A 19650-nucleotide genomic window follows, 5' to 3' on the forward strand; every position below is an offset into this window, starting at 1 on the left:
GACGGTGGGGTGGTCGCCACGAACTAGGCTGCTCGGCATGCGTTACGAATCGAAGGGGGCCTGACGGACGTGTCTGCCATATCCCGCGACGAGGTCGCCCACCTCGCACGACTGTCCCGGCTCGCGCTCGAGGAGCACGAACTCGATGCGTTCGCCGGTCAGCTCGACGCCATTCTGGGCCACGTGAAGGCGGTGTCGGAGGTCGACGTCTCGGACGTCGACGCCACCGCGAGTCCGCTCGCTGTGACCAACGTCACCCGGCCAGACGTCATCGTCCCGGGTCTCGGCCCGGACAGTGCCCTCGCCGAGGCGCCCGCGTCCGAACAGAGCCGCTTCGCGGTGCCGCGCATCCTGGAAGAAGAGTGATGACCGCCGCCGAGCAGACCGATCTGATCCGGTCCACCGCGTCCGACCTGGCCGCGAAGATCCGTACCCGCGAGGTCTCCGCCGTGGAGGTCACTCGCGCCCACCTCGATCGCATCGCCGAGGTCGACGGAACGCTGCACGCCTTCCTGCACGTCGCGGGGGACGAGGCGATCGCCGCCGCCCAGCGCGTCGACGACGCGTTGGACGCGGGTGAGACGCCCGCGTCGAAGTTGGCCGGCGTCCCGTTGGCGCTGAAGGACGTGTTCACCACCACGGACATGCCCACCACCGCCGGCTCGAAGATCCTTGAGGGATGGGTCTCGCCGTACGACGCCACGGTCACCGCGAGGCTGCGTGCCGCGGGAATCCCGTTGCTGGGCAAGACCAACATGGACGAGTTCGCGATGGGGTCGTCCACCGAGAACAGCGCGTACGGACCGACCCTCAATCCGTGGGACACCACTCGGGTGCCGGGCGGTTCGGGCGGCGGTTCGGCCGCGGCGCTCGCGTCGTTCCAGGCACCGTTGGCCATCGGTACCGACACCGGTGGCTCGATCCGGCAACCGGCTGCCGTCACCGGAACCGTCGGGTGCAAGCCGACGTACGGCGGCGTCTCCCGGTACGGGCTCATCGCCTGCGCCTCTTCCCTGGATCAGGGCGGTCCCTGCGGGCGGACGGTGCTCGACACCGCGTTGCTGCACCAGGTCATCGCCGGACACGACCCCCGCGACTCGACGTCGGTCGACGCGGCGGTGCCGGACGTCGTCGCGGCGGCGCGCCGCGGCGCGGGTGGAGATCTGACGGGCGTGCGCGTCGGCGTCGTCAAGGAACTGCACTCGGACGCCTATCAGCCGGGGGTCATCTCCTCCTTCGACGCCGCCGTCGAGGTGCTCACCTCGCTGGGCGCCGAGGTGGTGGAGGTGTCGTGCCCCAACTTCGATCACGCCCTCGCCGCGTACTACCTCATCCTCCCGTCGGAGGTGTCGTCCAACCTCGCCCGCTTCGACGCGATGCGCTACGGACTGCGGGTCGGTGACGACGGAACGCACAGTGCCGATCAGGTCATGGCGATGTCGCGTGCCGCCGGGTTCGGCCCGGAGGTCAAGCGCCGCATCATGATCGGGACGTACGCGCTGTCCGCAGGCTACTACGACGCGTACTACGGCCAGGCTCTGAAGATCCGGACGCTCATCGCCCGGGACTTCGATCGTGCCTACGAGAAGGTGGACGTCCTGGTGTCGCCCACCACCCCGTCGACGGCGTTCGCGCTGGGCGAGAAGGTCGACGACCCCATCGCCATGTACCTGTACGACCTCTGCACCCTGCCGACCAACCTGGCCGGTCACCCGGCCATGTCGGTGCCGTCCGGTCTCGCGGACGGTCTCCCGGTCGGGCTGCAGATCATGGCTCCGGCGATGGCGGACGATCGCCTCTACCGGGTCGGTGCGGCGTACGAAGCCGCACGGGGAGAGTTTCCCCAGCCGTCCGCGATCTGATCCGACCGTGCCTCCGCGCGCCGGAGGTAGCAAGATGGTGACGAGCATCGTGCGCGGCGACCCCGCGTCGACACCCGCGATCGAGAGGCACCGACCCATGCGTATCGGAGTACTGACCGGCGGCGGCGACTGCCCGGGACTCAACGCGGTCATCAGGGCCGTCGTACGCACGGCGGACGCCCGCTACGGGTCGTCGGTGGTCGGATTCCTCGACGGCTGGCGCGGCCTGCTCGAGGACCGTCGTATCCAACTGCGCAACGACGATCGCAACGATCGACTGCTCACCAAGGGCGGCACCATCCTGGGGACCGCACGCGTCAATCCCGAGAAGCTGCGGGCGGGGCTCGACCAGATCAAGCAGACGATGGACGACAACGGCATCGACGTGCTCATCCCCATCGGCGGCGAGGGCACGTTGACCGCCGGACACTGGCTGTCGCAGGAGGGCGTGCCCGTCATCGGGGTTCCCAAGACCATCGACAACGACATCGACTGCACCGACGTCACGTTCGGTTTCGACACGGCACTCACCATCGCCACCGACGCGATCGATCGGCTGCACAGCACCGCCGAGTCCCACCAGCGCGTCATGCTCGTCGAGGTGATGGGGCGGCACGCCGGCTGGATCGCGCTGCACTCCGGCCTCGCGTCCGGCGCGCACATGACACTGATCCCCGAGCAGCCCTTCGACGTCCAGGAGGTGTGCGATCTGGTGAAGAAGCGGTTCCAGCGCGGGGACTCCCACTTCATCTGCGTCGTCGCCGAGGGAGCGACGCCCAAGGAGGGGTCGATGGAGATCCGCGACGGAGGAATCGACGAGTTCGGCCACGTCCGGTTCACCGGTGTCGCACAGCAATTGGGCGTCGAGATCGAACGCCGCATCAACAAGGAGGTCCGCACCACGGTGCTGGGCCACGTGCAGCGCGGCGGCAAGCCCACTCCGTACGACCGCGTCCTCGCCACCCGTTTCGGCGTCAACGCCGTCGACGCCGTGCACGCGGGGGAGAAGGGCAAGATGGTCTCCCTCCAGGGCGCCGAGATCGGCCTGGTGGACCTCGAGGAGGCCGTCCGCCAGCTCAAGCGGGTTCCCGAGAGTCGCTACCTGGACGCGGCCGCCTTCTTCGGCTGACACCGAGGGGGTTCGGCCCACCGGTCCGCAGTAAACTCGGCACCATGACTGCTGCCACCTCATCGCACTCGACGAGCCTGATGGATTACGACGAGGTGATCTCCCGGTACGACCCCGTGCTGGGCATGGAGGTGCACGTCGAGCTCGGTACCGCCACCAAGATGTTCTGTGGGTGCCCCACCGAGTTCGGTGCCGAGCCCAACACCCAGGTGTGCCCGGTGTGCCTCGGCCTGCCGGGTGCGCTGCCGGTGGTCAACGCGGCTGCCGTCGAGTCCGCCATCCGGATCGGCCTCGCGCTGAACTGCTCCATCACGCCGTGGGGTCGGTTCGCGCGGAAGAACTACTTCTACCCGGACCAGCCGAAGAACTACCAGATCTCGCAGTACGACGAGCCGATCGCCACCGAGGGCTTTCTCGACGTGGTGCTCGACGACGGGTCCACGTGGCGGGTCGACATCGAGCGCGCTCACATGGAGGAGGACACCGGCAAGTCGTTGCACGTCGGCGGCGCCACCGGTCGTATCGACGGAGCGAGTCACTCACTGCTGGACTACAACCGGGCCGGTGTGCCTCTCGTCGAGATCGTCACCAAGACCATCGAGGGCGCCGGCGACCGCGCGCCCGAGGTGGCCCGCGCCTACGTCACCGCGCTGCGGGAACTGATCCGCGAGCTCGGCGTGTCCGACGTGCGGATGGACCAGGGCTCGCTCCGGTGCGATGCCAACGTCTCGCTGATGGAGAAGGGCGCCACCGAGTTCGGCACCCGGACCGAGACCAAGAACGTCAACTCCCTCAAGAGCGTCGAGGTCGCCGTCCGCTACGAGATGCGCCGTCAGGCAGCAGTTCTCGCAGAGGGCGGCGAGATCGTGCAGGAGACGCGGCACTTCCAGGAGGCCGACGGCAGCACTGCGCCCGGTCGCAAGAAAGAGACCGCGGAGGACTACCGCTACTTCCCGGAGCCCGATCTCGAACCGGTCGCCCCGGACGCCGCCTGGGTCGAGGAACTGCGCGCCACCATTCCCGAGGCGCCGTGGATCACCCGCTCTCGCATCCAGAAGGAGTGGGGCTGGTCCGATCTCGTCATGCGCGACGTCGTCAACGCCGATGCGCTCGGCCTCATCACCGCGACCGTCGATGCCGGTGCGACACCCGACGCCGCCCGCAGCTGGTGGGTGGCGTACCTGTCGCAGCAGGCCAACACCCGCGGCGTCGACCTCGCGGACCTGGCGATCACCCCGGTTCAGGTGGCCCGCGTCGCCGCGCTGGTCGCCGACCGCACACTCACCAACGCCAACGCCCGCAAGGTGGTCGACGGTGTCCTCGATGGTGAGGGTGACCCCGACGCCGTCGTCGAGGCACGCGGACTCGCTGTCGTGCAAGACGATTCGGCGCTCGAGACGGCCGTGTCCGAGGCGCTCGCGGCCAACCCCTCCGTCGCGGAGAAGATCCGCGGCGGCAAGGTGCAGGCCGCCGGGGCCATCGTCGGTGCCGTCATGAAGGCGACCAAGGGCCAGGCCGACCCCGCGCGAGTCAAGGAACTCGTCATCGCCGCCTGCAGCTAGAACGACCGGCCTCCGGCCTTCCCGCCGACCGACCGACCGGCCTCCGGCCTTCCCGCTAGTCGCTCCCGCCGCCGCCGGCCGGCACCGGCACGATGACCACTCGGTCGTCCGTCGGCACCGGCTGGCCGCCGTCCTTGTTCACGGTGGTCACCCACACCTGGCCCTGAGCGCCGAGCGACGCACCACGCAGGCGGCCGTACCGGTCCTGTGCGGTGAGGGTCGGCGGCGTCGTCACCGCGTTGGTGTCCGGGTCCACGGGAACCAGTGCCAGCGCACGGGCACCGGACATCGACACGGCCACCGAGCCGGGTGCGGCCGCGCATCCGCCGACGCCCGGCTTGTCCGGCCACGTCCACACGGGACTGACGACGGCACCCTCGGGCGTGATGCGGGACAGCCGGTCCTCGGTGGCCGTCGCATCGGTCACCCAGGTGCTGCCCGTGGCGTCGATGCAGACGTCGCCGGCGCGGCCGATGCCGCTCATGACGACGCGGGGAGCCGAGGTGGAGTCGACACGCGGGTCGGTGACGGCCAGAACCTTGCCTGCGAGCGACGCCGGGTTCGCCGCAGCGGCGGGATCGCCCCCGTCGCCGGTGATCACCCGGAGTTCGTCGGGTGACGAGAAATCGAGGGCACCCGAGCTGGTGGTCCCGCGGGGGATGCCGGCGAGCACGGTCTTCGGGACGTCTCCCGCCGCGATGCGTACCACGCGGTTGTCGGTCGCCGTCGTGATGTACGCGTAGAGGAGGCGGTCCTCGTCGTAGGTGGGGGACAGCGTGATGTCGAGCAGTCCGCCGTCGCCGTCGCCGTCGACCGGGACGGTCACGACGGGTCGGGGTGCCTGGCCCGGAGCCACCTGGAAGATGGTGCCGGTGCGACGCTCGCCGACCAGGGCCGATGCCCCGCCGGGGAGGACGACGAGGCCGGACAGGGTGTCGAGACAGGTCGCGACCACGTTGGGATCCGGATCCACGCAGGGGCCGGTGGCCGGCGACGGCGCGGGCGGCGTGCTGGAACCCGGCGCTCCCGGCTCCACCGGTTCGATGTCGGCAGCGCCGAACGTGGGTTCGGGGGAGAACTCCGTCGAGGCGGAGTCGTCGAAGCGTGCGCATCCCGCGGAGGCCGTGACGATCGCCATCACCGCCGCGCCGAGCACGAACGATCGCCGGGCCGCGCGCCGAGTCCCACCCACTGTCATGAGATCCCACGGTACGGGTCGCGCCTGCGCCGGGAACGGGCCCGCCGCATCTACGCTGATGCACGTGAGTGAGAAGTCCGATGACACAGGCCGTTCCCCGTCCGGTTACGAGCCGGCGGCGAGTCCCTACGACCAGCCGACCGAGCGGATAGGCGGGGGCAGCGGAGCACAGCTCCCGCGCACCGACGACGAACTCGACGCCGAACGGTCGCGTACCGCGCATCCCACCGAGAAGCTCACCGGCTACCCCGGTGACACGACGACGGCAAGTCGCACCGAACCGGCCTACGACGACAGCGCGACGCGCGCGATCCCGGTGGCAGGAACCGATCGCACGGCGACCCCGGCCGAGGTGCGGCCCGAGGTGGTCCCGGAGCGTCGCGGCACGCTCGATCTCGGACTGCTGATCCTGCGCGTGAGCGTCGGCGCGATCGTGCTGGTGCACGGTCTGCAGAAGCTCACGGGATGGTTCGACGGTCCCGGGCTCTCGGGCTTCCAGGAGATCGTCGCCGGGTCCGGCTACGACCAGGCACGTCTGCTGTCCATTCTCGGTGCGGTCGGCGAGGTCGCCGGCGGTGCGCTGCTGATCCTCGGCCTGGCCACGCCTCTCGCGGGTGCCGCAGTCCTGGCCGTCATGATCAACGCCTGGCTCGTGCGTCAGGTCGGCGAGCCGGGGTTGCAGTTCTTCGCCCCTGCAGGTGTCGAGTACGAGACGCTGCTGGTGCTGGCGTCGGCGTCCATCATCCTCACGGGCCCCGGACGGATCGCCGTGGACGGCGGACGTGGATGGGCGCGCCGCCCCTTCATCGGGTCGTTCCTCGCGTTGGCCATCGGCATCGGCGGTGCTGCAGCGCTGTGGATCTTCCTGAACGGCGCCGACCCCTTCGCCTGATCCGTGCGTCACCGTCCACAACTCGGCCGGATCGACGGGATTCCGTCGATCCGGCCGAGTTGTGGTCGTTCAGGCCCGCGGTTCGGCCTCGTCCTGCTCGACGGCGGACTCGGCCTCGACCGGCTCGTCCTGAGCGGGCTCCTCGACCGGCGACGGATCCGGCACCGCGCCGCCGCTCGCCGCGGACAGAAGCGGGAGCTTGTCGACGGTCACGCCCGGCATCCGGACGGTCGAGCCGTCCTCGAGGGTCGCCTTGCCCCACCCGAGCTTCGGGAACAGCAGTCCCGTCACGGACGACCACGGCACCGTGGTGGAACGGAACGCCCTGCGCGAGACGAACCGCTCCGGAGTGACGGTGGTGCGGACGCGGATGATCCAGTATCCCAGCAGGACCGGGAGCGCGAGCATCCACCCGAAGAGCTCCGGCGCCCCGACCACGGGGAACGTGACCCCGAACAGGAACAGCGCCACGCCGGACAGCGCCAGGGCCGGGATGCGGAACACCGTGGGGGCCGCGGGGGAGGCGTCGGAAGTGGGGCTCTCGGTATGGGAGACTGTCACCGGTGGTTCGGACTGCTGCGAAGACGACACCCCTCCATCTTCGCACTGCATAACGCCATCCCACATAATGGGACAACGAGTTCGGTAAGTTTGACTGGCACCGCATCACGCGCCTAACGTCACACGCGTGAAGCGTGAAGAGTTCCTCGTGATCGGCAGGCGCGTCGTCGCCTGAGCCGAAACGTTTTCACGCTCAGCCACGACGCGCCACCCTCGTACAGCATCTGCTGGCGAGGGTTTTTTCTTGCCCGGATGAAGTTCTAAGGAAGCACCAGTGAGCGCACCCACCGCCCGGCCCGGCCCGGCACCACGCAAGGCTCCGCCCGCCGCCGATCGTCCCACTCCGTCCGCGACGCCGCAGCGTCGTCCCCTCGCGCCCGAGCGCGTGACCGGAGCGAAGTCCGTCGTCCGCGCACTCGAGGAGCTCGAGGTCGACGTCGTCTTCGGCATTCCCGGTGGTGCCGTACTTCCCGTCTACGATCCGCTGCTCGACTCGGCGAAGGTCCGGCACGTGCTGGTGCGACACGAGCAGGGTGCCGGCCACGCCGCCACCGGCTACGCGCAGGCCACCGGCCGCGTCGGCGTGTGCATCGCGACGTCCGGTCCCGGCGCCACCAACCTGGTGACGCCGCTGGCCGACGCGCAGATGGACTCCGTCCCGGTCGTCGCCATCACCGGACAGGTCGGCCGCGCGCTGATCGGTACCGACGCCTTTCAGGAAGCCGACATCTCGGGCATCACGATGCCCGTCACCAAGCACAACTTCCTCATCACCGACCCGCTCGACATCCCGCGCATGATCGCCGAGGCCTTCTACCTGGCGTCCTCCGGACGACCGGGCGCGGTGCTCGTCGACATCCCGAAGGACGTCCTGCAGGCGCAGACCACCTTCTCGTGGCCGCCGGAGATGAAGCTGCCGGGCTACCGCCCGGTGACGAAGCCGCACGGCAAGCAGGTGCGTGAGGCCGCGCGGCTCATCGCGGCAGCGAAGAAGCCGGTGCTGTACTGCGGCGGCGGCATCATCAAGTCGAACTCGTCGCCCGAGCTCCTCGAGCTGGCGGAGCTCACCGGCATCCCCGTCGTGACGACACTGATGGCGCGGGGCGTCTTCCCGGACAGCCACGACCTGAACCTCGGCATGCCCGGCATGCACGGAACGGTCGCCGCGGTCGCCGCACTGCAGAAGAGCGATCTGCTCATCACGCTCGGCGCTCGTTTCGACGACCGCGTGACCGGGCAGCTCGACTCGTTCGCCCCCGAGGCGAAGGTGGTCCACGCCGACATCGATCCCGCGGAGATCGGCAAGAACCGGTTCGCCGACGTGCCGATCGTGGGTGACTGCCGCGAGGTCATCGTCGAGCTGATCGAGGCGATCCGCGCGGACCAGGCCACCGGCACCGCGCTGGATCTCGCCGACTGGTGGACCTACCTCGACAACGTGCGGCGCACCTACCCGCTGAGCTACGACCGTCCGTCGGACGGTGCGATGTCGCCCGAGTTCGTGATTCAGTCGATCGGCAAGTTCGCCGGACCCGACGCGATCTACTGCGCCGGGGTCGGACAGCACCAGATGTGGGCCGCTCAGTTCATCAGTTACGAGAAGCCGCGGACGTGGCTCAACTCGGGTGGACTCGGCACGATGGGCTACGCGGTCCCGGCTGCGATGGGCGCCAAGATGGGTCTGCCCGACACCGAGGTCTGGGCCATCGACGGTGACGGCTGCTTCCAGATGACCAACCAGGAGCTCGCGACCTGTGCGGTCGAGGGCATCCCGATCAAGGTCGCCGTCATCAACAACGGCAACCTCGGCATGGTGCGGCAGTGGCAGACGCTCTTCTACGAGGAGCGCTACTCCAACACCGAGCTCGGCACGCACGGCGCCGTCCGCATCCCCGACTTCCTCAAGCTCGCCGAGGCGCTGGGATGCGTCGGACTGCGGTGCGAGCGTGAGGAGGACGTCGACGCGGTGATCGCGCAGGCGCGTGCGATCAACGATCGCCCGGTCGTCATCGACTTCATCGTCGGCAAGGACGCCCAGGTGTGGCCGATGGTCGCTGCGGGCACCGGCAACTCCGAGATCATGGCCGCCCGCGGCATCCGTCCTCTGTTCGACAACGACGAGGAAGCGGCGCAGGAGCCCGGCTCGGTCGGCGACGTCACCGAGGCGGCCCAGGGCGCGAATTCGAAAGGCATCGACCTGTGAGCACCAGTCACACCCTGAGCGTGCTCGTCGAGGACAAGCCGGGCGTGCTCGCACGCGTGGCGTCGCTGTTCTCGCGCCGCGGATTCAACATCGCCTCCCTCGCGGTGGGCGGCACCGAGGTTCCCGAGATCTCGCGCATGACCATCGTCGTCACGGTCGACGAGTTCCCGCTCGAGCAGGTGACGAAGCAGCTGAACAAGCTCGTCAACGTCATCAAGATCGTCGAGCAGGAAGCCGATTCGTCGGTCGCCCGTGAGCTCGTGCTCATCAAGGTCCGCGCCGACGCGAGCGTGCGGAGCGAGGTCATCGAGACGGTGAACCTGTTCCGCGCCAAGGTCATCGACGTCTCGCCGGAGGCAGTCACCGTCGAGGCGACCGGTACCCGCTCGAAGCTCGAGGCGTTGCTCCGGATGCTCGACCCGTACGGTGTTCGCGAGATCGTCCAGTCCGGCGTCGTCGCGGTGGGTCGTGGACCGAAGTCCATCACCGCGTCCCGCTAGTCACCCAACCCAGTAGTTTCGATTACCCGGTCACATGCGACCGGGACAGATGTAGGAGGAAACCACAGTGGCAGTCGAGATGTTCTACGACGACGATGCCGATCTCTCGATCATCCAGGGCCGCAAGGTCGCTGTGATCGGATACGGAAGCCAGGGCCATGCGCACTCGCTCAGCCTGCGCGACTCGGGCGTCGACGTCCGTATCGGTCTGAAGGAAGGCTCCAAGTCGCGTGACAAGGCTGCCGAGCAGGGCCTCGGCGTGGGCACGCCGGCGGAGGTCTCCGAGTGGGCCGACGTCATCATGCTGCTCGCTCCGGACACCGCCCAGGCGCAGATCTTCAAGGACGACATCGAGCCCAACCTCAAGGACGGCGACGCGCTGTTCTTCGGCCACGGCCTGAACATCCACTTCAAGCTCATCGAGGCCCCGGCCAACATCACCGTCGGCATGGTCGCCCCCAAGGGACCCGGCCACCTCGTGCGCCGTCAGTTCGTCGACGGCAAGGGTGTTCCCGCCCTCATCGCCGTCGACCAGGATCCGAAGGGTGAGGGCCAGGCTCTCGCGCTGTCCTACGCCCGCGGCATCGGCGGCACGCGTGCCGGAGTCATCAAGACCACGTTCAAGGAAGAGACCGAGACCGACCTCTTCGGTGAGCAGGCCGTGCTGTGCGGCGGCACCGAGGAACTGGTCAAGACCGGTTTCGAGGTCATGGTCGAGGCCGGCTACGCGCCCGAGATGGCGTACTTCGAGGTTCTGCACGAGCTCAAGCTGATCGTCGACCTGATGTACGAGGGCGGCATCGCGCGCATGAACTACTCGGTGTCCGACACCGCGGAGTTCGGCGGCTACCTCTCCGGGCCGCGCGTCATCGACGCCGGCACCAAGGAGCGCATGAAGGCGATCCTGGCCGACATCCAGTCGGGCGAGTTCACCAAGCGCCTCGTGGCCAACGTCGAGAACGGCAACACCGAGCTCGAGGGCCTGCGCAAGCAGAACGCCGAGCACCCCATCGAGGTCACCGGCAAGAAGCTGCGCGACCTCATGAGCTGGGTCGACCGTCCCATCACCGAGACGGCCTGACTCTCGCATTCCTGACACGGGGCACCCGCGGTCGAGTTCCTCGACCTCGGGTGCCCTGCGTCGGGTCGCGGCTCGGCCACTAGGCTGACGCCCGCACGAATCCGGAACCACACCTCTTCTCCGTCACCTGATCAGGGAGTTCTCCACGTGAGCCAGCCAGGCCGCCCCGTCGTCCTCATCGCCGACAAACTTGCGCAGTCCACCGTCGAGGCTCTCGGCGACGGAGTCGAGGTCCGGTGGGTGGACGGTCCGGATCGTCCGGCCCTCCTCGCCGCGGTCCCCGATGCCGACGCCATCCTGGTCCGCTCCGCGACCACGGTCGATGCCGAGGTGCTCGCTGCCGGTACCAAGCTCAAGATCGTCGCCCGCGCCGGCGTCGGCCTGGACAACGTCGACGTCCCCGCAGCCACCGAGCGCGGCGTGCTCGTCGTCAACGCCCCCACGTCCAACATCCACACCGCTGCCGAACACGCGGTGACGCTCCTGCTCTCGGCTGCTCGCCAGATCCCCGCCGCCGACGCCACACTGCGTCAGCACGAGTGGAAGCGCAGCAAGTTCAACGGCGTCGAGATCTTCGGCAAGACCGTCGGCGTGGTCGGGCTCGGCCGTATCGGTCAGCTCTTCGCGCAGCGTCTCGCCGCGTTCGAGACGCACATCATCGCGTACGACCCCTACGTCTCGCCGGCTCGTGCCGCGCAGCTCGGTATCGAGCTGGTCAGCCTCGACGAGCTTCTCGAGCGCGCCGACATGTTCTCCGTGCACCTGCCGAAGACCCCCGAGACGAAGGGTCTGATCGGCAAGGAGGCGCTCGCCCGGACCAAGAAGGGCGTCATCGTCGTCAACGCTGCCCGCGGTGGACTGGTCGACGAGCAGGCTCTCGCCGACGCGATCACCAGCGGCCACGTCTTCGCCGCGGGTATCGACGTCTACGCGAGCGAGCCCTGCACCGACAGCCCGCTGTTCGAGCTCCCGCAGGTCGTCGTCACCCCGCACCTCGGTGCCTCGACCACCGAGGCCCAGGACCGCGCCGGCACCGACGTCGCCAAGTCCGTCCTGCTCGCCCTCGCCGGCGAGTTCGTGCCCGACGCGGTGAACGTCTCCGGCGGTGCCGTCGGCGAGGAGGTCGCGCCGTGGCTCGACATCGTGCGCAAGCAGGGCGTCCTGCTGGGTGCCCTGTCGGACGAGCTCCCGACGTCGCTGTCCGTCGACGTGCGCGGTGAGCTGGCGTCCGAGGACGTCGACATCCTCAAGCTGTCGGCGCTGCGGGGACTGTTCTCCGCCGTCATCGAGGACGCGGTCACCTTCGTCAACGCACCGTCGCTCGCCGAGGAGCGTGGTGTCACGGCCGACGTGACCAAGGCCAGCGAGAGCCCCAACCACCGGAGCGTCGTCGACGTCCGTGCGGTCTACGGCGACGGGACCGTCGTCAACGTCGCGGGCACCCTCACCGGTCCCCAGCACGTGGAGAAGATCGTCAACATCAACGGCCGCAACTTCGATCTGCGCGCCGAGGGCAAGAACCTCATCGTGACGTACGACGACCGTCCCGGCTCGCTCGGACGCATCGGCACCGCCCTGGGCGACGCCGGTGTCGACATCGCCGCCGCGGCACTCAGCCAGGACGCGGAGGGCGGTGGCGCCACCATCCTGCTGCGCGTCGATCGTGATGTGGCGCAGGACGTTCGGGACGCCATCGCCGCCTCCGTGGGCGCGACGACCATCGAGCTGGTCGACCTGTCCTGATGTCGACGCCGAACGAGGGGACTTCGATGAAGCTGGGTGTCGTGGCCGGAGACGGCATCGGACCGGAGGTGGTGGCCGAGGCACTCAAGGTGCTCGAGGTGGTCGCGCCCGGTGCGGAGACCACGGAGTACGACCTGGGTGCACGGCGCTATCACGCGACGGGGGAGATCCTGCCGCCGTCGGTGCTCGAGGAGCTCCGCGGACACGACGCCATCCTGCTCGGCGCCATCGGTGATCCGTCGGTGCCCAGCGGTGTGCTCGAGCGCGGATTGTTGCTGACCGCACGATTCGCGCTGGATCACCACATCAACCTGCGCCCGTCCAAGCTGTACCCGGGTGTCGTCGGTCCGTTGGCGGGCAACAAGCCGGTCGACATCGTCGTCGTGCGGGAGGGCACCGAGGGCCCGTACACGGGCAACGGCGGCGCCATCCGCGTCGGCACTCCGCACGAGGTCGCCACCGAGGTCAGCCTGAACACGCGGTTCGGTGTGGAGCGCGTGGTCCGTGACGGCTTCGCGCGAGCGATGGGTCGTCGCAGGCACCTGACCCTGCTGCACAAGACGAACGTGCTGGGGTTCGCGGGATCGCTGTGGAAGCGGACGGTCGACGAGGTCGCCGCAGAGTTCCCCGACGTCGAGGTGGCGTACCAGCACATCGACGCGGCGACGATCCACCTGGTGACCGACCCGGGCCGCTTCGACGTGATCGTCACCGACAATCTCTTCGGCGACATCATCACCGATCTCGCGGCCGCGGTCGCCGGTGGTATCGGTCTGGCCGCGAGCGCGAACATCGATGCGACGCGCACGAATCCGAGCATGTTCGAGCCCGTGCACGGCAGTGCGCCGGACATCGCCGGCAAGGGAATCGCCGATCCGACGGCCGCCATCCTGTCGGTGTCGCTCCTCCTCGCACATCTCGGCGAGACCGAGGCGGCGGCGCGCGTCGAGTCCGCCGTCGCGCAGGACCTGGCGACGCGCACCGCCGGGGACCCGGGCACGACCGCGGCGATCGGCGATCGGATCGCCTCACTGGTGTAGTCGGTCTCGCGCTTCTCGCGGAATGGTCGGTACCGCGAGAAGCGCGATCGCCGCGGACACCCCGAACGCCACCGCGTACGACGTGTGCGTGATCAGGGCGCCGAACACCGGGGGAACCGCCGACGCGGCGATGAACTGACTGGTGTTCTGCGCGCCGAGTGCTCGCCCGCTCCAGAACGGACCCGCCCGCTCGGCCACGGCGGTGAATGCGAGCCCGTTGGGTGACACCGTCGCCACCGACGCGACCACGAGTATCACCACCGATACCGCGAGGCCCGCGGCGTCCGCGATCGCCAGCGCGGCCATCACGGCCACGACGCCGACGGCGACCCACCGCATCGGTCCGAGTCTGCTGCCCACCCGGTCCGACACTGCGCCGGCGGCGATGCGTCCTCCCGCTCCGAGGATCTGCGAGACGGTGATCAGGACACCGGCGGCCTCCGGGGACCAGGCCCGTTGGTCCACGAGCCAGACGAGGGCGAACGTCCACACCACGTACTGCGGCACCACCAGCGCGACCGACGCACCGTGTATGCGCCAGAGATCGCGACGCCCGCGGTAGGGGTTCGCGAGGAGATCGGCACTCGAGGCGGCCGATCGGGAGGGCCGCGGCGGATCGAACACACCGACGAGGCAGGCGAGAGCGGAGAGGGCGGACGCGACCGCGGGAAGGAGCATCGCGGTTCCCACTCCGTGATCGCGGGCGATACCGGGAATCAGCAACGCGGACAGCGCGACTCCGAGAGGGAGTGACATCTGCCGGATTCCCATCGCCAGGCCGCGGCGGTGGGGAGGGAACCACCCCACCACCACGCGTCCGGTGGCGGAGTTCACGCTGGCGGCGGCCATGCCGCCGAGCAGCAGGAAGACGGCCAGCGCCACCGTGGACTCCGTCGCGGCGGCGCAGAAGGCGGCCATCGACGTCAGCACGGAACCAGCGATCAGGGATCGCCGTTCGCCCACGCGGTCGACGACGGCGCCCCACGCGAACAGAGTCAGGACGATGCCGGCCGTCGGCATCGCCACGACCAGACCCGCCGACGCGAGCGAGAGTCCGCGCTGATCCCGAAGTGCGGGGATGAGGAAGGCGGCGCCGTTGAGAAGCAGTGCCGTGGAGGCCGTCGCGAGCATGCCGATCACGAGCATCGCCCACCGACCCGCCGTGGACGTGGTGTAGCGCTGGACGCGACTCATACCGGCTCCGTTCTCACTATGTGGGACAACATTCTCGCCTGTTGAACTCCCGGTCGCCGATGCTACCCCGTACGTGATCGTCGTTCGTCGCCCGCCGGTGTCCGCTCGACGCCGCTCGATAGACTTCCGCCATGCGTCTTGGTCGAGTAGCGAGTCCCGACGGTGTTGCATTCGTCGCCATCGAAGGCGACGGAGACGAGAGGACGGCGCGAGAGATCGCGGAACATCCCTTCGGCACACCCACCTTCACCGGCCGGAGCTGGTCCCTGGCCGATGTCCGCCTGCTGGCGCCCATTCTGGCCAGCAAGGTGATCTGCATCGGCAAGAACTACGCGGCGCACGCCGCGGAGATGGGCTCGGACGCACCCGAGGACCCGGTCATCTTCATCAAGCCCAACACGTCCATCGTCGGACCCGGTGCGAACATCGTGCGTCCGCCGACGTCGTCCGAGGTCCACTTCGAAGGTGAGCTCGCGGTGGTCATCGGCCGTCCGTGCAAGGACGTTCCGGCAGCACGCGCTCTCGACGTGGTGCTCGGCTACACCGTTGCGAACGACGTCACGGCCCGCGACAACCAGCGCCACGACGGTCAGTGGACCCGCGCCAAGGGTTACGACACCTTCTGCCCACTCGGCCCGTGGATCGAGACCTCGCTCGACGCCTCGGATCTCGCTCTGACCACCACGGTGGACGGCGTGGTGAAGCAGAACAGCCGTACGTCGCTCCTGCTGCACGACGTGCCGAAGATCATCGAGTGGATCTCGTCGGTGATGACGCTGCTTCCCGGTGACGTCATCCTGACCGGCACCCCGGAAGGCGTGGGGCCGATCGTGGCGGGCGAAAGCGTGTCCGTCGAGATCGAGGGCATCGGCACGCTGACCAATCCGGTGGTGGACAAGTGACCGCCGCGAGCGTTCCCGCATCCGACGTCCGCGTCCGGTTCTGCCCGTCGCCCACCGGAACCCCGCACGTCGGGCTGGTGCGCACGGCGCTGTTCAACTGGGCGTTCGCCCGCCATCACGGCGGCGCATTCGTGTTCCGCATCGAGGACACCGACGCGGCACGTGATTCCGAGGAGTCGTACCAGGCGCTGCTCGACGCACTGCGGTGGCTCGGACTCGACTGGGACGAGGGTCCCGAGGTCGGTGGGCCGTACGAGCCGTACCGGCAGTCGTTGCGCCGCGATCAGCACCTCGCCGTGGTGCAGCAGCTCGTCGACGCGGGGGAGGCGTACGAGAGCTTCTCCACACCGGAGGAGGTGGAGGCGCGGCATCTCGCGGCCGGCCGGGATCCGAAGTTGGGCTTCGACAATCACGACCGCACGCTGACCGACGAGCAGCGGGAGGCCTTCCGCGCCGAGGGACGCAAGCCCGTCGTCCGGTTGCGTATGCCCGATCACGATCTGTCGTGGAACGACCTCGTGCGCGGCGAGACGACGTTCCGCGCCGGCACGGTCCCCGACTTCGCGCTCACCCGCGGCAACGGTGTCCCGCTGTACACGTTGGTGAACCCCGTGGACGACGCGCTGATGAAGATCACGCACGTCCTGCGCGGTGAGGATCTGCTGTCCTCGACCCCGCGTCAGATCGCGCTGTACGAAGCCCTCGTGCGCATCGGTGTGGCAGAACGCATTCCGCAGTTCGGGCACCTCCCGTTCGTGATGGGGCAGGGCAACAAGAAGTTGTCGAAGCGCGACCCCGAGGCCGATCTCTTCCTGCACCGGGAGCGCGGGTTCGTCCCCGAAGGTCTGCTGAACTACCTGGCTCTCCTCGGGTGGGGATTCTCCGAGGACCGGGACGTGTTCTCGCTCGACGAGATGGTGGGTGCCTTCGACATCTCGACGGTCAACTCGAACCCGGCCCGCTTCGACCAGAAGAAGGCCGACGCCATCAACGCCGAACACATCCGGTTGCTCGAGCCGGCCGACTTCGCCGCGCGCCTGCGGGCGTATCTCGAGACGCACGGCCATCCGATCGGGGTGTCGGACGCAGCGTTCGCCGAGGCCGCGGAACTGGTGCAGACGCGCATCGTCGTGTTGTCCGACGCCTGGGGACTGCTGAAGTTCCTGCTTGCCCCCGCCGACGAGTTCACGGTCGATCCGGCATCGGCAGCCAAGAATCTGGGCGCCGACGCGGCACCCGTTCTGGACGCGACGGTGAGCGCCGTCGAGGGCGCACCGGAGTGGACTGCGGAGGCCTTGGAGTCGGCTCTCAAGGTCGCGCTGATCGACGAGATGGAGCTGAAGCCGCGTAAGGCGTTCGCGCCGGTGCGCGTGGCGGTGACCGGTTCCCACATCAGCCCACCGCTGTACGAGTCGATGGTGCTGCTGGGCCGGGAGCTGACGCTGGCCCGCTTGCGGTCGGCCCGTGCGTCGATCGTCTGAGGTGACTCGGGGCAGTTCGGGCGAAAGGGTGTGGTGATGAGCTTCACCGATCGGATCGACAGATTTCAGCAGCGGCATCCCGCCATGGGGTTCCCGTTGGCCGTGTTCTACAAGTTCTTCGACGACCAGGGCGGCTACCTGGCAGCGCTCATCGCCTACTTCGGTTTCATCTCGCTGTTCCCGTTGCTGCTGCTGTTCTCCACCGTCCTGGGCATCGTCCTGGCCGGTGATCCCGAACTGCAGCAACGGATCATCGATTCGGCCATGAGCCAGATCCCCTTGATCGGTGAACAACTCGGCCAACCGGAAGGGCTGAGCGGGGGGACCGGGGCCATCGTCATCGGTGTCCTGGGATCGCTCTACGGCGGCCTGGGTGTGGCGGTGGCCGCACAGAACGCGATGAACGTCGCCTGGTCCGTCCCGAAGAACGATCGCCCCGATCCCGTCCGGGCGCGGGTGCGCGGCTTCGGCCTGCTGCTGACCGTCGGGACGGCCGTCATCGGCGTCACGGTCCTGAACGGTTTCAACGCGGCGGGCTTCTTCGGCACGGTCGCACAGGTGCTCGTCACGATCGCGGCGATCGTGCTCAACACCGCCACGTTCGTCGTGGCGTTCCGGCTCGGGACCACGCGTGCGGTGAGCGTGCGCGACGTGCTTCCCGGAGCCGTCATCGGCGCGCTGCTGTGGCAGGCCCTGCAGTCCTTCGGTGGGCTGTACGTCCAACGCGTCGTCGGCGGTGCGGACACCACCAACGGTGTGTTCGCGATCGTCCTCGGGCTGCTCGCGTTCCTCTACATCTCCTCGCTGGTGTTGGTGCTGTGCATCGAGGTGAACGTCGTGCGGACCGACAGGTTGCACCCGCGCGCTCTGCTCACCCCGTTCACGGACAACGTCGAACTGACCGACGGTGATCGAGACGCGTACACGGCGCAGGCGGAGGCGCAGCGAAGCAAGGGTTTCGAGGAGATCGAGGTCACCTTCGGCGAGCCCGACGGGTCGCAGTCGACCGACTCAGCCCGCTGACCAGCCGATTTGGTGAATGCGGGATGGTGTTTGGTAGTGTTCTCCACGGCTCGAAACGGCCCGGAGAACGCGGCCGGACCAGGCCATTGGGGTATGGTGTAATTGGCAACACAGCGGTTTCTGGTACCGCCATTCTAGGTTCGAGTCCTGGTACCCCAGCGGAGAAACACCCGATTTCGTCGGATGCTCTCGGCCGGTTATGCTCTCCCGGTTGCTCCACCTGATTCACAGATGAAGATCCTGGCCCCGTCGTCTAGCGGCCTAGGACGCCGCCCTCTCAAGGCGGTAGCGCGGGTTCGAATCCCGTCGGGGCTACAACAAAACGAGGACCACCGCGATGCGGTGGTCCTCGTTTTCGTCGATGCGGTACCAGATGGTTTGGTTCGACTGGTGGGCGAGTGTCCGATTGTCGTACGTTGTTTGTGTGTCTTCACTACTGATTGCTGTTCCCGTCTACGGCCAGATCGAATACACCCATGCCTTGGTGAAGGATCTGCGGCGGGAGAACGCCACCTTCGTGATCATCGACAACCGCGGTGACTACATCCCGCTCGCCGACGAGCGCGTCGTCACGCCCGGCCGCAATCTCGGCTGGGCCGGCGGGTCGAACCTCGGGTTCCGCATCGCCTTCAGCGACGGCCACACCCATGCGATGACGCTGAACAACGACACGCGGTTGTCCCGCGGGTTCCTCGACGCGGTGACCGACCCGCAACTGCCGTCCGATGCGGGCATCGTCGTGCCGGTCTACGACGATGCCTATGGCCACCGAGACATGAAGACGACGTACTCGGGGCCCGCCGAGGACTACGTCCCGGTCGACCGGTACCGCAAGTGCTTCGCCGTGGACGGAACCGCCATGACGATCACGAAGGACACCTGGCTCGCACTCGGCGGGTACGACGAACGCAACTTCGGGTCCACGGGCTGGGGTGCGGACGTCGACTTCTGCATCCGCGCCACAGCAGAGGGATTCGGCAGCTATGTCACCGAGCGCGCGTTCATCAACCACTTCGGCCGCGCAACGGCCATCGCGATGATGGGCAACCGCAAGTATCTCGCCAAGTCTGCGGTGGGCATGGTGGGCGGTGTGCTGCGCCTGCACCGGGGCAACGTGAGGAAGTGGCTGTCCACGCCGCAGCCGACAGTGCACGAGTTCGAGCGCTCCGACGCCGTCTCGTCGAGAGGGCACGTTCCGGTGACCCGGTCGGCGCAGCGTCGGAGCCAACGGTGGGGCGAGCGTTCGCACGGCTGATCCGGTACGCGAGACCGAACCCCC

At 68.4% G+C, this 19650-nt stretch carries 17 protein-coding genes and 2 tRNA genes; 16 read left to right on the forward strand and 3 right to left on the reverse strand.

The window, feature by feature from the left end; genetic code table 11:
• Window positions 1-69: 69 nt before the first annotated feature.
• From gatC to gatB, 4 genes are all read left to right on the forward strand, one after another.
• Window positions 70-366, forward strand: coding sequence for an Asp-tRNA(Asn)/Glu-tRNA(Gln) amidotransferase subunit GatC (gene gatC, locus OHB23_RS12680; protein ID WP_328809648.1), 297 nt, complete (start codon window positions 70-72; stop codon window positions 364-366).
• Window positions 366-1862: an Asp-tRNA(Asn)/Glu-tRNA(Gln) amidotransferase subunit GatA gene (gene gatA / locus OHB23_RS12685; protein ID WP_328809649.1), complete on the forward strand. Its 1497-nt coding sequence runs from the start codon at window positions 366-368 to the stop codon at window positions 1860-1862. Before gatC ends, gatA begins: the two co-directional genes overlap by 1 nt.
• 97 nt (window positions 1863-1959) lie before the next feature.
• The gene (locus tag OHB23_RS12690) at window positions 1960-2991 is read left to right on the forward strand and encodes an ATP-dependent 6-phosphofructokinase (protein ID WP_027507019.1); all 1032 of its coding nucleotides are present in this window, start codon (window positions 1960-1962) and stop codon (window positions 2989-2991) included.
• Window positions 2992-3035: 44 nt separating this feature from the next.
• A complete protein-coding gene (gene gatB, locus OHB23_RS12695) occupies window positions 3036-4553 on the forward strand; it encodes an Asp-tRNA(Asn)/Glu-tRNA(Gln) amidotransferase subunit GatB (RefSeq protein ID WP_328809650.1) in 1518 nt (505 codons plus the stop codon).
• A gap of 55 nt (window positions 4554-4608) precedes the next feature.
• On the opposite strand, the gene OHB23_RS12700 is transcribed toward gatB, so the two are convergent.
• Window positions 4609-5751 (reverse strand): PQQ-dependent sugar dehydrogenase, encoded by a 1143-nt coding sequence (locus tag OHB23_RS12700; protein WP_027507017.1) that lies wholly within the window; start codon window positions 5749-5751, stop codon window positions 4609-4611.
• Between the two features lie 58 nt (window positions 5752-5809).
• Here OHB23_RS12700 and OHB23_RS12705 point away from each other — a divergent pair, with 58 nt between their 5' ends.
• Complete coding sequence (locus tag OHB23_RS12705; protein ID WP_442972982.1) at window positions 5810-6643, forward strand: DoxX family protein; 834 nt, start codon at window positions 5810-5812, stop codon at window positions 6641-6643.
• 69 nt (window positions 6644-6712) lie between these two features.
• Here OHB23_RS12705 and OHB23_RS12710 read toward each other — a convergent pair whose 3' ends face one another.
• Complete coding sequence (locus OHB23_RS12710; RefSeq protein WP_162246770.1) at window positions 6713-7204, reverse strand: PH domain-containing protein; 492 nt, start codon at window positions 7202-7204, stop codon at window positions 6713-6715.
• A gap of 274 nt (window positions 7205-7478) precedes the next feature.
• On the opposite strand from OHB23_RS12710, the gene OHB23_RS12715 reads away from it, so the two are divergent.
• From OHB23_RS12715 to OHB23_RS12735, 5 genes are all read left to right on the forward strand, one after another.
• Window positions 7479-9407, forward strand: a complete 1929-nt coding sequence (locus OHB23_RS12715; RefSeq protein ID WP_051613648.1) for an acetolactate synthase large subunit — start codon at window positions 7479-7481, stop codon at window positions 9405-9407.
• Window positions 9404-9907: an acetolactate synthase small subunit gene (gene ilvN / locus OHB23_RS12720; RefSeq protein WP_027507015.1), complete on the forward strand. Its 504-nt coding sequence runs from the start codon at window positions 9404-9406 to the stop codon at window positions 9905-9907. Before OHB23_RS12715 ends, ilvN begins: the two co-directional genes overlap by 4 nt.
• A 79-nt stretch (window positions 9908-9986) precedes the next feature.
• The gene (ilvC, locus tag OHB23_RS12725; RefSeq protein ID WP_027507014.1) at window positions 9987-10988 is read left to right on the forward strand and encodes a ketol-acid reductoisomerase; all 1002 of its coding nucleotides are present in this window, start codon (window positions 9987-9989) and stop codon (window positions 10986-10988) included.
• A gap of 147 nt (window positions 10989-11135) precedes the next feature.
• A complete protein-coding gene (gene serA / locus OHB23_RS12730) occupies window positions 11136-12731 on the forward strand; it encodes a phosphoglycerate dehydrogenase (protein ID WP_056445463.1) in 1596 nt (531 codons plus the stop codon).
• Window positions 12732-12757: 26 nt separating this feature from the next.
• Complete coding sequence (locus OHB23_RS12735) at window positions 12758-13771, forward strand: 3-isopropylmalate dehydrogenase (RefSeq protein ID WP_328809652.1); 1014 nt, start codon at window positions 12758-12760, stop codon at window positions 13769-13771.
• On the opposite strand, the gene OHB23_RS12740 is transcribed toward OHB23_RS12735, so the two are convergent.
• Window positions 13760-14965 carry an MFS transporter gene (locus OHB23_RS12740; RefSeq protein WP_222637758.1) on the reverse strand — a complete coding sequence of 402 codons (1206 nt, stop codon included), beginning with the start codon at window positions 14963-14965 and terminating at the stop codon, window positions 13760-13762. The two genes, OHB23_RS12735 and OHB23_RS12740, sit on opposite strands and share 12 nt — an antisense overlap.
• A 131-nt stretch (window positions 14966-15096) precedes the next feature.
• Here OHB23_RS12740 and OHB23_RS12745 point away from each other — a divergent pair, with 131 nt between their 5' ends.
• From OHB23_RS12745 to OHB23_RS12770, 6 genes are all read left to right on the forward strand, one after another.
• Window positions 15097-15867 (forward strand): fumarylacetoacetate hydrolase family protein, encoded by a 771-nt coding sequence (locus OHB23_RS12745; RefSeq protein ID WP_328809653.1) that lies wholly within the window; start codon window positions 15097-15099, stop codon window positions 15865-15867.
• Complete coding sequence (gene gltX / locus OHB23_RS12750; RefSeq protein ID WP_027507009.1) at window positions 15864-17348, forward strand: glutamate--tRNA ligase; 1485 nt, start codon at window positions 15864-15866, stop codon at window positions 17346-17348. Before OHB23_RS12745 ends, gltX begins: the two co-directional genes overlap by 4 nt.
• Before the next feature lie 36 nt (window positions 17349-17384).
• Entirely contained in the window at window positions 17385-18371 is a 987-nt protein-coding gene (locus tag OHB23_RS12755; protein ID WP_037187043.1) for a YihY/virulence factor BrkB family protein, read from the forward strand.
• Between the two features lie 87 nt (window positions 18372-18458).
• Window positions 18459-18530, forward strand: a tRNA-Gln gene (locus OHB23_RS12760).
• 83 nt (window positions 18531-18613) lie between these two features.
• Window positions 18614-18686, forward strand: a tRNA-Glu gene (locus OHB23_RS12765).
• A gap of 109 nt (window positions 18687-18795) precedes the next feature.
• On the forward strand, window positions 18796-19626 hold the full coding sequence (locus OHB23_RS12770; RefSeq protein ID WP_222649240.1) for a glycosyltransferase family 2 protein: 831 nt from the start codon (window positions 18796-18798) through the stop codon (window positions 19624-19626).
• The last annotated feature ends 24 nt before the right edge of the window (window positions 19627-19650 follow it).

Origin of the sequence: Rhodococcus sp. NBC_00294, from assembly GCF_036163995.1 — a bacterium.
Taxonomy (GTDB): domain Bacteria; phylum Actinomycetota; class Actinomycetes; order Mycobacteriales; family Mycobacteriaceae; genus Rhodococcoides.